The sequence below is a fragment of the Arthrobacter sp. 10T425 genome (genome assembly GCF_056393985.1).
In genome coordinates this window covers 112,831-126,686 of record NZ_JBFTGZ010000014.1, presented here as the reverse complement: position 1 = coordinate 126,686, position 13,856 = coordinate 112,831, and the positions used below count along the sequence as shown (strand labels likewise).

The following is a 13,856-nucleotide window of genomic DNA, read 5'->3' as shown; positions in this document are numbered from 1 at the left end:
AAGCCGCAGGAATTCGTCGACCTGCAAAATGAGGCGGACGAGATCGGCTTCCTCGGCGTCATGTCCGGGCCCCTGGTGCGTTCCTCCTACCGCGCCGGCCGGCTCTGGGCCACCGCGATGCGCAAGAAGGGCTGGGAAATCCCGGCCGAACTCGCGCACATCGAAAGCTCCGGAAGCACCCGCCAGGAAGCCAGCTCGCTGCTCGCGGCACATTCCTGAACCCTGCTCTGACACCCTTCCACTTAAGGGCCGGCACCGGATGACTCCGGTGCCGGCCCTTGGCCGTCCATCACGTAGAATTAAGGAACTATGGCGAATTCCCCTGATCCCAGCAACTCCAGCCCGGCTTCCGAAGCTCCGAAGCGCGGCCTTTTCTCCCGTAAGCCCAAGGAAGCAAAGGCCAAGAAGCCGAGCCGGCTGAAGCAGATCGGCGAGGTCTTCCAGATGACCCGCCGCCACGATCCCATGGTTCCGTGGCTCATGTTGCTGGCGTTCCTGGGTGTTGTTGCCCTCAGCCTGCTGGTCGGTTTCCTGCTCGACAACTGGATCACCGGCCTGATCATCGGCATCGCCCTGGGCGCCCTTGCGGCCACGCTGATCCTGTCCCGCCGTGCCGAGCGCGCCGCGTTCGCGCAGATCGAGAACCAGCCCGGCGCGTCAGGTGCCGCGCTGGGCACGCTCAAGCGCGGCTGGATCACCGAGGACCAGCCCGTCGCCGTGAACCCCCGCACGCAGGATGCCGTCTTCCGCGCCATCGGCCGTCCCGGCGTCGTGCTCGTCAGCGAAGGCCCCAGCAACCGGGTCAAGCCGCTGGTCGACGCCGAGCGCAAGCGCCTTGCGCGTATCCTCCCCAACGTCACCATCCACGTGATCGAAAGCGGCCGCGGCGAGGGCCAGGTGCCGCTCAGCCAGATCGCCAGGAAGATGAACAAGCTCAAGGGCGAACTGACCAAGACCGAGGTCAGCGCCGTGTCGAAGCGCATTTCCTCGCTTGGCGGCCGCCTGCCCATCCCGAAGGGCATCGATCCCTACAAGGCCCGTCCCACCCGCGGACGCTAGTCGGGCGGCAGTAACGCACCGCATGATGGAATTGCCCGCAGTATAGAATCGCCCCGGTTCACGGCCGCCTCAGGCCGCCAGCCGGGGCGTTTCTCTTACTGCCCGACGTCGGCCCGCCCGGCGCCGGGCCAGCGGACCCGGGACAACGGACGCGGGACAACGGACGCGGGGTGCAGGACAAAGCGACACCGGACACCGCGAAAACGGACGCAAGAACTCAGGAGATACGCATGAAACTTCCCTCGACCGCCACGATGATCCGCATCTTCCGGGGGCTGGCGATCGCCGAAGCGTTCAGCTGGGCCGCGCTGTTGCTCGGCATGGTGCTCAAATGGATCACCCGGACGACGGAACTCGGCGTGGAGATTGCCGGTCCGATCCACGGGGCCTTCTTCATCGGCTACGCGATTGCGGCACTGAGCCTGTGGGCAATGCTGCGCTGGCCGTTCCGGATTGCCTTGCTCTCAGGGCTCTCCGCCGTCTTCCCCTTCGCGACGGTGTGGTTTGAGCGCTGGGCCGGCCGCCACGGATACCTGACGGAACGGTCGGGAGAGGCTGCGCCGACGCCGGCCCAGGAGACGGCGGGGGTCTAGTCCGCCGAGGACCTCGGGTTTCTGTGCGCCCCGGCACCATCGCTGTGCCCATCTGACGCACATGGCCGCTATGCGGGGCGGGTAGCGGCCATTCGTGGCAAACGGACGAGGGCCCGCCGCGCAACGGGGAGGTCAGCGGCCGTTCGTGGCCAACGGACGAGGGCCCGCCGCGCCCTGACACCATCGCTGTGCCCAACTGACGCACATGGCCGCAATGCGGGGGAGGTCAGCGGCCATTTGTGGCAAACGGACGAGGGCCCGGCGAGCCCTGACACCATCGCTATGCCCAACTGACGCATATGGCCGCTATGCGGGGCGGTTAGCGGCCATTTGTGGCAAACGGACGAGGGCCCGCCGCGCCCTGACACCATCGCTGTGCCCATCTGACGCACATGGCCGCTATGCGGGGAGGTCAGCGGCCATTCGTGGCAAGCGGACGAGGGCCCGCCGCGCCTGGTTGCCTGGCACCGCCGTCGCGCATCCGGCCGCGGGTTGCTACATCCGGACGAGCACCGTATTCATGGCCTTGTCGTGGAGGCCGCGCTGGTCCGGGTCGAAGATGACGGCAGGGATAACGAGGCACAGCAGCAGAGTGCGCACCAGGGCCGCGAGCGGACCCGCCGGGCCGCCGCCCAGCCGGACCACGTGGATTCCCACGATCCGGTGGCCGATGCCGTAGCCGAGGGTGCCGATCAGCAGGATCTGCTCGATGGCAAACACGGCAAGCGTGGCCCAGGAGTCGCCGCCGAAGGCGAAATTGCTGATCAACAGCGCGATGCCCCAGTCAATGCAGATCGCCAGGATGCGCCGGCCGGCACGGGCGATCGACCCTGCCCCGGACTCGGGCAGCCCGAGCCGCTCCCCCGGGTACCTGGAGATGCCGGATGTGTCCGGCCCGGTGAGCCATGAACCGATGTCTTTGCGATCAACCACCCTCCAAGCTTATCGGCTCTGGCCTGTCCATAGTGTGGGAGGTAGGGTGTCACATTGTGGACCAGATAGGCCACAGTGTGGACTGGCGACTAGCGTTTACGTGTCAGGACATTCTGTAACCTCCCCGAAACAATGCGGACACTGCGGGGAAATCCCTTGTCCTTAGGGTGGTAACAGTTGCTAGCGACTGCGAAGCGGGGAAGCTTTTTGCCTTCTCCGCTGTTGGACTGCGCTGGACAAATGTGCCTGACGGCCAGATCTTTCATATGCGTAAGGAGCATAGATGTTCAAGACTGCGGACGAAGTCCTCAAGTTCATCAAGGACGAAGACATCAAATTCGTCGATATCCGCTTCACCGATCTCCCGGGCGTTCAGCAGCACTTCAACGTGCCTGCCAAGAGCGTTGACGCCGACTTCTTCGTCAACGGCCAGCTTTTCGACGGATCTTCAATCCGCGGCTTCCAGGGCATCGCCGAGTCTGACATGCAGCTCATCCCGGACGTCACGACGGCGTTCATCGACACGTTCCGCATGGAGAAGACCCTTGCACTGAACTTCTCGATCGTGAACCCGCGTACCGGTGACCCGTACCACCGCGATCCCCGCGGCGTGGCCGAGAAGGCGGAGGCCTACCTGGCTTCGACCGGCATTGCCGACACCGCTTTCTTCGCTCCCGAGGCCGAGTTCTTCGTCTTCGACAACGTCCAGTACCAGTCCTCCCCGCAGGGCAGCTTCTACAAGATCGACTCCGAGGAAGCACACTGGAACTCGGGCCGTGAGGAAGAGGGCGGAAACCTCGGCTACAAGACCCCGGTCAAGGGCGGATACTTCCCGGTCTCCCCCACCGACAAGCAGGCCGACCTGCGCGACGCCATGTGCGTTGCCCTGGACGAGGCCGGCCTTGAGGTCGAGCGCAGCCACCACGAAGTCGGCTCCGCCGGACAGGCTGAAATCAACTACAAGTTCACCACCCTGACCCACGCGGCTGATGACCTGCAGAAGTTCAAGTACGTCATCAAGAACACCGCCGATGCCTGGGGCAAGTCCGTGACCTTCATGCCGAAGCCTGTCTTCGGTGACAACGGCTCGGGCATGCACTGCCACCAGTCGCTGTGGACCGGCGGCGAGCCGCTGTTCTACGACGAGAAGGGCTACGCCGGCCTGTCCGACACCGCCCGCTGGTACATCGGTGGCCTGCTGAAGCACTCCTCCGCTGTCCTGGCCTTCACCAACCCGACGGTGAACTCCTACCGCCGCCTGGTCAAGGGTTTCGAAGCCCCGGTCAACATGGTTTACTCGCAGGGCAACCGCTCCGCCGGTATCCGTATCCCGATCACGGGGTCCAACCCGAAGGCCAAGCGCATCGAGTTCCGCGCGCCGGACCCCTCCTCCAACCCGTACCTGGCGTTCGCTGCCCAGCTGATGGCCGGCATCGACGGCATCCGTAACCGGATCGAACCCCCGGCTCCGATCGACAAGGACCTCTACGAGCTCCCGGCCGAAGAAGCCAAGGACATCCCCAAGGCTCCGGGCACCCTCGAGGAGGCCCTGGATGCACTGGCCGAGGACAACGAGTTCCTGCAGGCCGGCGGCGTCTTCACCCAGGACCTGATCGACACCTGGATCGAGTACAAGTACGAGAACGAGATCCGTCCGCTTTCGCTGCGCCCGAACCCGTACGAGTTCGAGCTCTACTACGGCGTCTAGTCCCAAGGGGCCTCGCACCGCACAGTGCCAGGAGAGTCCGTCCGGTCTGCCACACGCGGCAGCCCGGACGGGCTCTTTTGCTTGGCCGGAAATATCCGTCATAAGTCGGTCTTGATTCATCGGTAGAGCGCTATCTTTCTTGTAGCATTTCCCTTTGTCCCTTCCCGGTCACGGCGAAGGGCACTATATTGGGGGAAAATTTGAAAAGCACTCTGTCGCGTGCGGCTTCAGCCGTCGGCGCCGCCATTATCTTGTCCACTATCGGCTTCGCCGGCCCGGCCCAGGCGGCCGTCGCCTGCTGGGACTCCGCAGCCGGGCATAGGTGCCGGGACTTCGGCGAGGGTGCCACGGGCCGCACCATGGTCCGGGCGTTGGAGCACCCGACCTTCACTGGCATCCTCAAGGCAGGACAGACACTCACGTCGTATCCCGGCGAATGGGAACGGGCGCAAACGCTGAAGTATCAGTGGCTGCGCGACGGGGTCAACATCCCCGGCGCCCAGGGCGAAACTTACGAGATCACGGCGCCCGACGACGGCCGGTCCCTAACGCTGCGCGTGACTGGGTCCGCCCCTGGGCTCAAGGATGGGGTGGAGACTACCCTGCCGTCCCCGAAGGTCAGTGCAACCAACACCGCAGCGTATACGGCCCGGCCAGCCATCATCAGTACCGGCGAGGCTCCATCTGTGTCGGGTTCGACGAGGGTCGGATTCTCGTTGGACGTCGACGATTTGGGCACCTGGTCCACAGACGTTGTGGCGTTACAGTGGCAAGCCGATGGGGTGGACATCGAGGGAGCCACCACCGACAGCTACAAGATCAGGACTGCCGACCTGGGCAAAGTGGTTACCCTCAAGGTGACCGGCGGCGGCCCAAGCCAAGGCAGCGTATCGAAGTCAAACACGTCCACGGTCGTTACCCGCGGGTACATCGAGCCCACAGATGAAATGTGGCTTTCTGGGGGCTCCACTGTCGGCGATACTCTCAGTGTGGAGGGCAGCGGCGGCTGGTACGCCGACGGTGAGCCGATTTCCCTCCTCTATCAGTGGGAGCGGGACGGCCAGCCGATCACCGGGGCCACCGCACCCACCTACACTGTCGTGGCCGCGGACCAGGGCCATCGGATCCGGGCCCAGGTTACCGCAACGGCTCAGGGACACGGGCCGAATACCCAATCGTCGCTATACGTCGACATCGTTGAGGGCGGCGAGATCGACGGCGACACGGGCGGAAACGGCGAGATCGACGGCGACACGGGAGGAAACGGCGAGATCGACGGCGACACGGGCGGAAACGGCGAGATCGACGGCGACACGGGCGGAAACGGCGAGGTCGGCGGCGATCAGCCCGCTCCCGGCCCGGCCCCCGCAGAACAGGCCCCCGCAGAACACGCCCCCGCCCCAGCCGGACAAGCTCCCGCCGGACAAGCTCCCGCTCCGGCGCGGCCCGGGAAACAGACCATCCGTCAGGTCAAGGCAGTCCAGCCAACAACCCGGATTGCCCCCGCAAACACCGTCGTTCCTGCGCGTGCCAGCGTTGGTTTCGTCCAGCCGCAGGCAGCCTTGCAAACTGAGTCGCACGTCGCCGATGCTGCCGGCCCGGTCAAGGCAGCGGCCCCGGCCGACGACGCGTCCGCGAAGCCGGCACCGGTTGCCACGGCCAGCCCGGCAGCGCCATCCACGCCCCGACCTCCCGTTGCCACGGCGCAAGTGGCCGGTACCGATCGCTCAAACCCGCTGCCGCTATTTTTCTCGATCGCCGGTGTGCTGATCATTGCGGGCCTGGTCTGGGTGATCCGACCGCTGCGTGCCTCGGTGATCCGATTCGTGGGCCGAAAGGGAAGTTAGGACCCGCGAGTTACCTCGGGCATCCGGCCGCGGCCTGGGGCCGGCCTTCTGGTTCAGCGCTTTCCAGCACCTCAGCGCTTTCCGTACTTCTTGTGCACGGCCTGCTTGCTGACGCCAAGGCACACCGCAATGGCCTCCCACGACAGTCCGGCCTGCCGGGCACGCAGCACCACTTCGGTTTCCGTGCGCGCCAGTTCTTTGTGGAGTTCCGCCACGGCGTAGAGCGCCTCGGCCGGCCCTTTGCCGTCCATGGAACCTATCAATATCTGCATGAAGCACCTCCGGCGTCAACGTTAGTTGACACCGGGAGAGGCGTCAACCCTCGTTGACGGCGAGAAGCCAGCGCAATTCCCCTACGGGATCGGGGATCTCCGGTCCGTGGGAAAAGAGCATCCTGTCCGGCTCCAGCAAACTCAGTTTTAGAAGCGACTCTTCGGCCCGCGCAGAGTCCGCTGTAAACTGCTCCGGCGCCCGTCTCATCACACCTCCGGCTGTCCCCACAGCGTCCCCTACGAACAGCATTCCGTCGTCATGCAGCAAGCTGATATGTCCTGCGGTATGGCCAGGCGTCTGCACGATCTGGACATCGCGGACCCTGTCACGTTCCACGAGCGGGCGCAGCGGCACCGCGGAAGGAATCTGGGAAACGTCCGCCGCGCCCGCCCAGATCGCTGCCAACGGGCTCCGTTCCACTACTTCGCCGAGGCCGCCGACATGGTCCGGATGCCAATGGGTGAGGACGACGTCGGTGATGTCACTCCATGCTGCTCCGACACGGTCCAAGGCCGCCGCGATCGCATGCTCGCTGCCCTTGAGGCCCGTATCGATTAACAGCAATCCCCCGGTGTGCGGCACAAGGAAACAGCGTACGTCCATCGTCAACTCAACGGGCCCTGCCAGCCCGGCGGGGATGTGGAGCTCCTGGATGACCGGTTCTACCTGCATCTGTGAGTGACCCATCATGCACCTTTCCAGCGGCTGGTCTTGGTTCAATACTGCGGCACGCATCGTCCCAGTCAAGATGCGCTTTCGGTCAGAATGCCCGGTACATGATGCGTTGCGGGCCGGCGTCGCCGCCTTCGTAGCGGCCGCGGTCCTCGAATCCGGCCTTGCGGTATGCGGCTTGGCCGCCGGGGTTCAGTTCGTTGACGGAGAGTACGACGCCGGCCTGGCCGCTGCCGAGGTCCGCCGTCAGTTTGGCGGCCTCCCGCACGGCGGCCTCCGCGGCGAGGGTGCCGAGGCCCTTGCCCTGCTGCCGCCGGTCGATCAGGAAGCCGCGCAGGAGCCAGGCCGTGTGGTCCTCTGGCCAGCCCGCGAGGGTCGCCGCCCCAGCCTGGAGCGTCAAGACTCCCACGGCGGCCCCGTTCTCATCCACGGCGAACGGGTGCCGGGACTCTTCCTCGAGCCCGATCAGCATCATCCGCAGCGGGTCCCCCACGAACTTCTGCTGCCCTGCGCCGAGCTCCAGCAGCGCGATCTCCCCAAGCTTGATGGCCCGGGCGTCGTCGTCGAGATTCTTCAAAGGCAGCAGCCATACATGTCCAGACATGTAGACAGCGTACCCGCGCCGGCGGCGCCCGCCCCTAGCGGAAAGGGGCTACAGCGCAGCGTCTTTGGGCGGTCCGGCCGGATCCATCCAGAAGACTTCCCAGAGGTGCCCGTCCGGGTCCTGGAAGCTGTGCGTGTACATAAAGCCGTAGTCCTGGGCCTCCTCCGATGCCGTGCCCCCGGAGGTCAGGGCGGTGCGGATGACCTCGTCCACGGCTTCGCGGCTCTCCAGCGAGAAGGACATGATCACCTCGGCGGTGCCGGCCGTAGCGGCGACGGACTTCGAGGTGAAGGTCTTGAAGTAGGACTCGACGAGCAGCATCACGTACGCGCCGTCGTTGACGATCATGCAGGTGGCGTTCTCATCGGTGAAGTCGGGGTTGAAGGAAAATCCCAGCGCCGTGAAGAATTCAACGGTCTTATCCAGATTCCGGACGGGAAGGTTCACAAAAAGTTGCCTGGCCATTGGCCCAAGGTAGCACCGCCCGCAGCATGTGTCAGTAGGCCCTGTCAGCAGCCGGCAGGCCGCCGCCGGGCGCTATTGGCCGTAGAAGACCCGCTCGAAGACCGCCCGGGCGCGCCGGCTCAACCGCAGGTAGTCCTCCTCCAGCGCCGCGGCGTTGCCTTGTCCGTAGCCGCACCAGCGGGCCACCGCCTCAAGGTCGCGGCGGGACGAGGGCAGCAGGTCCGAGGGCCGGCCGGTCCAGATGACGTTGGCCGAACGGATCCGGCTCGCCAGCCGCCAGGCCCGGAGGAGGATGACGGTGTCCCCCGCGTCCATCAGGTCCAGGGCCGCGGCCGCCTCGAGCGCGTCCACCGTGGACGTGGTCCGCAGCTCCGGATGCCGGCCGGCGTGCCGGAGCTGGAGCAGCTGGGCCAGCCACTCGACGTCACTCAACCCGCCCCGGCCAAGCTTCAGGTGACGGGCGGGATCGGCGCCGCGCGGCAGGCGCTCCGCCTCGACCCTGGCCTTGACCCGCCGCACCTCCCGGACGTCCTGGTCAGACAAAGACCCGGGGTACCGGATGGTGTCGATCAGCGCCACGAAATCCTCGGCCAGGGCGTCGTCGCCGGCCATGGGGCGCGCCCGCAGCAGCGCCTGGGACTCCCAGACCAGGGACCACCGGCGGTAGTACTCGGCATAGGACTCCAGAGACCGCACCATGGGTCCGCTCTTGCCCTCGGGGCGCAGGTCCGCGTCCACCGCGAGTACCCGCTCGGCCAGGATCGCCGGTCTGAGCGGCTGGGTCAGCAGGCTGGAGAGCTTGCCCACGATCTGCAGGGCCTGAGCCTGTGCCTCCTCTTCCGGCACGCCGGGGAGTCCGCGGTGAACGTACATGACGTCGGCGTCCGAGCCGTAGCCGATCTCCCGGCCGCCCTGACGGCCCATCGCAACCACCAGCACGTGGGTCTTCAGCGGTTCCCCGGCGGTGATGATTGTCTCCGCCACGCGCAGGGCCCCAAGCACGGCGGCCCGGTCCGTGTCGGCGAGGGCTTCCCCCACCTGGTCCTGGTCCAGCAGCCCGGCGCTGTCCGCGATGGCGACCCGGAGGATTTCCCGGCGCCGGATCAGCCGGATCAGCCGCATGGCGCTCTCCGGGTCCGCGTGCCGGGACATCTTCGAGGTGATTTCAAGCCATTGGGATTCGAAGCTGAGCGGCACCAGTTCCTTGTCCGTGCCCAGCCACGCCACTGATTCGGGCGAAACCTCCAGCAGGTCCGCGATCAGCCGGGAGTTGGCGAGCACGTGGCAGAGCCGCTCGGCCGCGGCCGTCGAATCCCGGAGCATGCCCAGGTACCAGTGCGTTGTGCCGAGGGCCTCGCTGACCCGCCGGAAGGCGAGCAGCCCGGCGTCGGGATCCACGCCGTCGGCGAGCCAGTCCAGCAGGATGGGCAGGAGCTGGCGCTGGAGTGCCGCGCGCCGGCTCACGCCGGCGGTGAGGGCCTCGATGTGTCGCATGGCGCCGGGGGGATCGAGGTAACCGAGGGCGGCGAGGCGGCCCTGGGCGGCTTCCGGGGTCAGGCGTGCCTCTTCGCTGCTCAGGGTGGCGACGGTATTGAGCAGGGGGCGGTAGAAGATGCGTTCGTGGAGTTCCCGCACGGAGCGCTTGGTTTTTCGCCATGCGGCGACCAGGGCGTCCGGCTTGGGCCGCTCGGCGGAGAACGGTCCCAGGACCGCCTTGGCGAGGGAACGCAAAGACGCTTCGTTCACCGGCATGAGGTGCGTCCGGCGCAGCTGGAACAGCTGGATCCGGTGTTCGAGCAGCCGCAGGTAGCGGTAGTCGCGGTCGAACTCCGCGGCGTCGGAACGGCCGATATACCCGCCGGCGGAGAGCGCGGCGATGGCCGACGTGGTGTCCCGGCAGCGCAAGGATTCATCCGACTTGCCGTGCACAAGCTGCAGCAGCTGGACTGTGAATTCGACGTCGCGCAGCCCGCCGCGGCCCAGCTTGATCTGCCGCTGTTCCTCATCGGCCGGAATATGCTCGGTGACGCGGCGGCGCATGGCGCGGACGGATTCGACAAAGCCCTCCCGGCCGGCCGAAGACCAGATCAGGGGCGTCAGGGCTGCCTCGTAGCGGGCCCCCAGGACGGTGTCGCCGGCGATGGTCCGGGCCTTCAGGAGGGCCTGGAATTCCCAGCTCTCGGCCCAGCGCGCGTAATAGCTCTCGTGCGAGGCGAGGGTCCGGACCAGCGGCCCCGACTTGCCCTCGGGCCGGAGGTTCGCATCGACTTCCCACAGCCCGGGTTCGCGGCTCGTGGACATGATCGCGCGCGAGATCCCGGAGGCGAGGACGGTGCCGATTGTCGTGGCCCGGGTCTCCTCCAGCGCGCCGGACTCGATCACGTAAATGACGTCGACATCGGAAATGTAGTTCAGTTCGCGGGCACCGCACTTGCCCATGCCGATCACGGCGAGGCCGACGTCGGCCACCTCCGCGGCGTCGAACTTCTCCGCCGCCTCGGCCCGGGACACGGCGAGGGCCGCCTCGAGCGCAGCCCCGGCGAGATCCGCCAGTTCCGCACCCGCGGCCGGCATGAAGTCCAGCGGATCGGCCGCGCACAGGTCCTTGATGGCGAGCTCCACGAGCCCGCGCCGGTAGGCGGTGCGCAGGGCCGCGTAGGCTTCCTGACCGCTGAGGGCCGCCACCGGCCGGGCAGACTTGGGATCGGCCCGCACCGACTGCAGCAGCCGCGTCCGCAGGGCCACGGCGTCCGCGGGCATCGGTTCCGGACTGACCCGGACGTCGAAGGCATCGAGGTGTTCGGGGTGGCGGATGAGGAACTCGCCCAGCGCCTCGGAGGCCCCCAGGACCCGGTACAGCGGCTCGCTGCTTTCCGGGTCTGCGACGGCAAGCTTGCGCAGCTCCGGGTGCTTCTCGATCAGCCGGACCAGGGACTGCAGGGCCGTGTCCGGGTTGGCCGCCAGCTGCAGCCCCGCAAAGAGGGCATCCTGGTCGAGTCCCTCCAGTTCCCGGGCCGCCAGGAACCGCTCGCCCTTGTCGAGATCGCTGAAGCCGGCGGCAATGAGGCGTCGTGCCAGGCTCATCGGGGCAACCTACAGAATGCCGAGATTGCGCTGCAGTTCGTAGGGCGTCACCTGAAGGCGGTAGTCCTGCCATTCTGCCCGCTTGTTGCGCAGGAAGTGCTCGAACACCTGCTCGCCGAGGATCTGCGGCATGAGCTCGGAATCCTCCATGGTCCGGATGGCGTCGTGCAGGCTGGCCGGCAGCGGGTCGTGTCCCATGGCGCGGCGTTCCGCCGAGCTCAGCGACCAGATGTCGTCCTCCGCCGCCGCGGGGAGCTGGTAGCCCTCCTCGATGCCCTTGAGGCCGGCACCGAGCAGCACGGCGTAGGCCAGGTAGGGGTTGGCGGCGGAGTCGATGCCACGGTATTCGATCCGCGCGGACTGGCCCTTGCCGGGCTTGTACAGCGGGACGCGGACCAGGGCGGAGCGGTTGTTGTGGCCCCAGCTCAGGTAGCTCGGTGCCTCTCCCCCGCCCCAGAGCCGCTTGTAGGAGTTGACGAACTGGTTGGTCACGGCCGTGAATTCGGGGGCGTGCTTGAGGATGCCGGCGATGAACTGGCGCGCCGTCTCGGAAAGCTGGAACTCGGAACCGGCCTCGTAGAAGGCGTTGGTGTCCCCTTCGAAGAGGGAAAAGTGGGTGTGCATGCCGGAACCCGGGTGGGCGGTGAAGGGCTTGGGCATGAAGGTGGCATAGGTGCCCTGCTGCAGCGCGACTTCCTTGATGACCGTGCGGAACGTCATGATGTTATCCGCGGTCTGCAGGGCGTCGGCGTAGCGCAGGTCGATTTCGTTCTGGCCCGGGCCTGCCTCGTGGTGGCTGAATTCCACCGAGATGCCCACCGATTCGAGCATGGTCACGGCGGTCCGGCGGAAGTCCTGGGCCACGCCGCCCGGGACGTGGTCGAAGTAGCCGCCCTCGTCCACGGGGATGGGTGATCCGTCCGGGCCCGGCTCCTGGGACTTGAGCAGGTAGAACTCGATCTCGGGGTGGGTGTAGCAGGTGAAGCCCATGTCCGCGGCCTTGGCCAGGGTGCGCTTGAGGACGTTGCGCGGGTCCGCGGCGGAAGGTTCGCCGTCGGGCGTCAGGATGTCGCAGAACATCCGCGATGTGGCCTCGGTCTCGCCGCGCCACGGCAGGATCTGGAACGTGGCCGGATCCGGCTGGGCCAGCATGTCGGATTCGAAGACGCGGGCCAGGCCTTCGATCGAGGAACCGTCGAATCCGAGTCCTTCCTCGAAGGCGCCTTCCACCTCGGCCGGGGCCAGGGCCACGGACTTGAGCGATCCCACGACGTCGGTGAACCACAGGCGCACAAACCGCACATCGCGCTCTTCGATCGTCCGCAGGACAAACTCTTGCTGGCGGTCCATACTGGCCTCTTTCCGGTTCTTCCATCCGCCCCGGGCCCGGCATACATGGGCCCCGCGGCTGCTCACGGTTCACTTTACTAAGCATTGCCACCGATTGCTGAAGCCGGACCCCCGCGTAACACACCGTTAACACAAAGCCGGACGAATTCGCGGCGGGAGGGGCTATTGCGCCGTCGCGCAGGCCGCCCGTGTGACGTGATTCACGCCGGGCGGGGGCAATCCGCGGTAGCTGCGGCACTTCGTCTCGCACTACGCTCGTGGCATGGCCTCAAGTAACAGCTCCGATTCCAGCACGCCCGCAGAACTTGCGGCCCCCTACGGCAGCGGCCCGGCAGCGGCTTCAGCGGCCGCCTCTTCGGGCACGTCGGCCAGTGGCACAGGCGGGACCCCCGACGGCGGCGCCGGCGGGGCTGCGGAGGCGGTCCGGAAACCGGCGGCCAGGATCCGCACGCATCATCTCCAGGCGGCCAAGGTCAACGGTGAGCGCTTCGCCATGCTCACCGCGTATGACCAGTACACCGCAGAAATCTTTGACCAGGCAGGCATCGAGGTGCTCCTGGTCGGCGATTCGGCCTCCAACAACGTCTTCGGCAACGAAACCAGCCTTCCCGTGACGGTGGACGAACTCCTTCCGCTGTGCCGCGCCGTCGCCCGCTCCGCACGGCGGGCCCTGGTGGTCGCTGACCTGCCGTTCGGCAGCTACGAGGTCTCGGCCCAGCAGGCGGTTGCCACCGGCGTCCGGTTCCTGAAAGAGGGCCTGGCCCACGCCGTGAAGATTGAAGGCGGAAAGTTCTACGCCGAGACCGTCCGCGCCATGGTCCAGGCCGGCATCCCCGTCATGGCGCACATCGGTTTCACCCCGCAGAGCGAACACTCCCTCGGCGGCTACCGCGTCCAGGGCCGCGGCGATGACGCCCAGCGGTTGATCGACGACGCCGTCGCGCTGGCCGACGCCGGCGCGTTCAGCGTGCTCATGGAAATGGTCCCGGCCGCCACGGCAGCCGCCGTGGATGCCGCCGTCGAGGTCCCCACGGTCGGCATCGGCGCCGGCAGCGCCACCACCGGACAGGTCCTGGTGTGGCAGGACATGGCCGGTTTGCGCGGCGGAAAGATGGCGAAATTCGTCAAACAGTACGCCGACCTCCGCACGTCCCTCAGTGACGCCGCAAAAGCCTACGGCGACGACGTGCGCTCAGGCCAGTTCCCCGGCCCGGAACACTCCTTCTAGTTCCGCTCCAGCGGGCCCCTGACCTTCCGGATCCGGGGCC

General features: G+C 66.9%; 12 protein-coding genes and 1 pseudogene. 6 read left to right on the top strand and 7 right to left on the bottom strand.

All coding sequences use genetic code 11. The annotated features are described in order from the left end of the window. The 3 genes and pseudogenes from AC1DDH_RS16185 to AC1DDH_RS16175 form a co-directional block, all read left to right on the top strand. A pseudogene (locus AC1DDH_RS16185) lies at window positions 1-219 on the top strand (lipoyl synthase); the annotation flags it as partial. A 90-nt stretch (window positions 220-309) separates the two neighbouring features. Beyond that, entirely contained in the window at window positions 310-1,059 is a 750-nt protein-coding gene (locus AC1DDH_RS16180; protein WP_243179470.1) for a DUF4191 domain-containing protein, read from the top strand. A 230-nt stretch (window positions 1,060-1,289) separates the two neighbouring features. Continuing rightward, window positions 1,290-1,652, top strand: coding sequence for a DUF3817 domain-containing protein (locus AC1DDH_RS16175; RefSeq protein WP_476857752.1), 363 nt, complete (start codon window positions 1,290-1,292; stop codon window positions 1,650-1,652). 495 nt (window positions 1,653-2,147) lie between these two features. Here AC1DDH_RS16175 and AC1DDH_RS16170 read toward each other — a convergent pair whose 3' ends face one another. Continuing rightward, a complete protein-coding gene (locus tag AC1DDH_RS16170; RefSeq protein ID WP_459384400.1) occupies window positions 2,148-2,585 on the bottom strand; it encodes an RDD family protein in 438 nt (145 codons plus the stop codon). A gap of 283 nt (window positions 2,586-2,868) precedes the next feature. Between AC1DDH_RS16170 and glnA (AC1DDH_RS16165) the strand changes: the two genes are divergently transcribed. Both glnA (AC1DDH_RS16165) and AC1DDH_RS16160 read left to right on the top strand, forming a co-directional pair. Beyond that, window positions 2,869-4,293: a type I glutamate--ammonia ligase gene (gene glnA / locus AC1DDH_RS16165; protein ID WP_018772378.1), complete on the top strand. Its 1,425-nt coding sequence runs from the start codon at window positions 2,869-2,871 to the stop codon at window positions 4,291-4,293. A 200-nt stretch (window positions 4,294-4,493) separates the two neighbouring features. Next, window positions 4,494-6,140, top strand: a complete 1,647-nt coding sequence (locus AC1DDH_RS16160) for a hypothetical protein (RefSeq protein WP_476955818.1) — start codon at window positions 4,494-4,496, stop codon at window positions 6,138-6,140. Window positions 6,141-6,211: 71 nt separating this feature from the next. Here the strand turns inward: AC1DDH_RS16160 and AC1DDH_RS16155 are convergent, their stop codons facing one another. From AC1DDH_RS16155 to glnA (AC1DDH_RS16130), 6 genes are all read right to left on the bottom strand, one after another. Then, complete coding sequence (locus tag AC1DDH_RS16155; protein ID WP_476955817.1) at window positions 6,212-6,412, bottom strand: AsnC family protein; 201 nt, start codon at window positions 6,410-6,412, stop codon at window positions 6,212-6,214. Between the two features lie 43 nt (window positions 6,413-6,455). Further along, window positions 6,456-7,148, bottom strand: a complete 693-nt coding sequence (locus tag AC1DDH_RS16150; protein ID WP_476955816.1) for an MBL fold metallo-hydrolase — start codon at window positions 7,146-7,148, stop codon at window positions 6,456-6,458. 25 nt (window positions 7,149-7,173) lie between these two features. Beyond that, window positions 7,174-7,689 (bottom strand): GNAT family N-acetyltransferase, encoded by a 516-nt coding sequence (locus AC1DDH_RS16145; RefSeq protein WP_243179480.1) that lies wholly within the window; start codon window positions 7,687-7,689, stop codon window positions 7,174-7,176. A 48-nt stretch (window positions 7,690-7,737) separates the two neighbouring features. Continuing rightward, window positions 7,738-8,154, bottom strand: a complete 417-nt coding sequence (locus AC1DDH_RS16140) for a VOC family protein (RefSeq protein ID WP_026266248.1) — start codon at window positions 8,152-8,154, stop codon at window positions 7,738-7,740. A gap of 72 nt (window positions 8,155-8,226) precedes the next feature. Then, window positions 8,227-11,238: a bifunctional [glutamine synthetase] adenylyltransferase/[glutamine synthetase]-adenylyl-L-tyrosine phosphorylase gene (locus AC1DDH_RS16135; RefSeq protein ID WP_476870585.1), complete on the bottom strand. Its 3,012-nt coding sequence runs from the start codon at window positions 11,236-11,238 to the stop codon at window positions 8,227-8,229. A 9-nt stretch (window positions 11,239-11,247) separates the two neighbouring features. Further along, entirely contained in the window at window positions 11,248-12,588 is a 1,341-nt protein-coding gene (glnA, locus tag AC1DDH_RS16130; RefSeq protein WP_028275859.1) for a type I glutamate--ammonia ligase, read from the bottom strand. A 262-nt stretch (window positions 12,589-12,850) separates the two neighbouring features. Between glnA (AC1DDH_RS16130) and panB the strand changes: the two genes are divergently transcribed. Continuing rightward, window positions 12,851-13,816 (top strand): 3-methyl-2-oxobutanoate hydroxymethyltransferase, encoded by a 966-nt coding sequence (panB, locus tag AC1DDH_RS16125; RefSeq protein WP_476955815.1) that lies wholly within the window; start codon window positions 12,851-12,853, stop codon window positions 13,814-13,816. The last annotated feature ends 40 nt before the right edge of the window (window positions 13,817-13,856 follow it).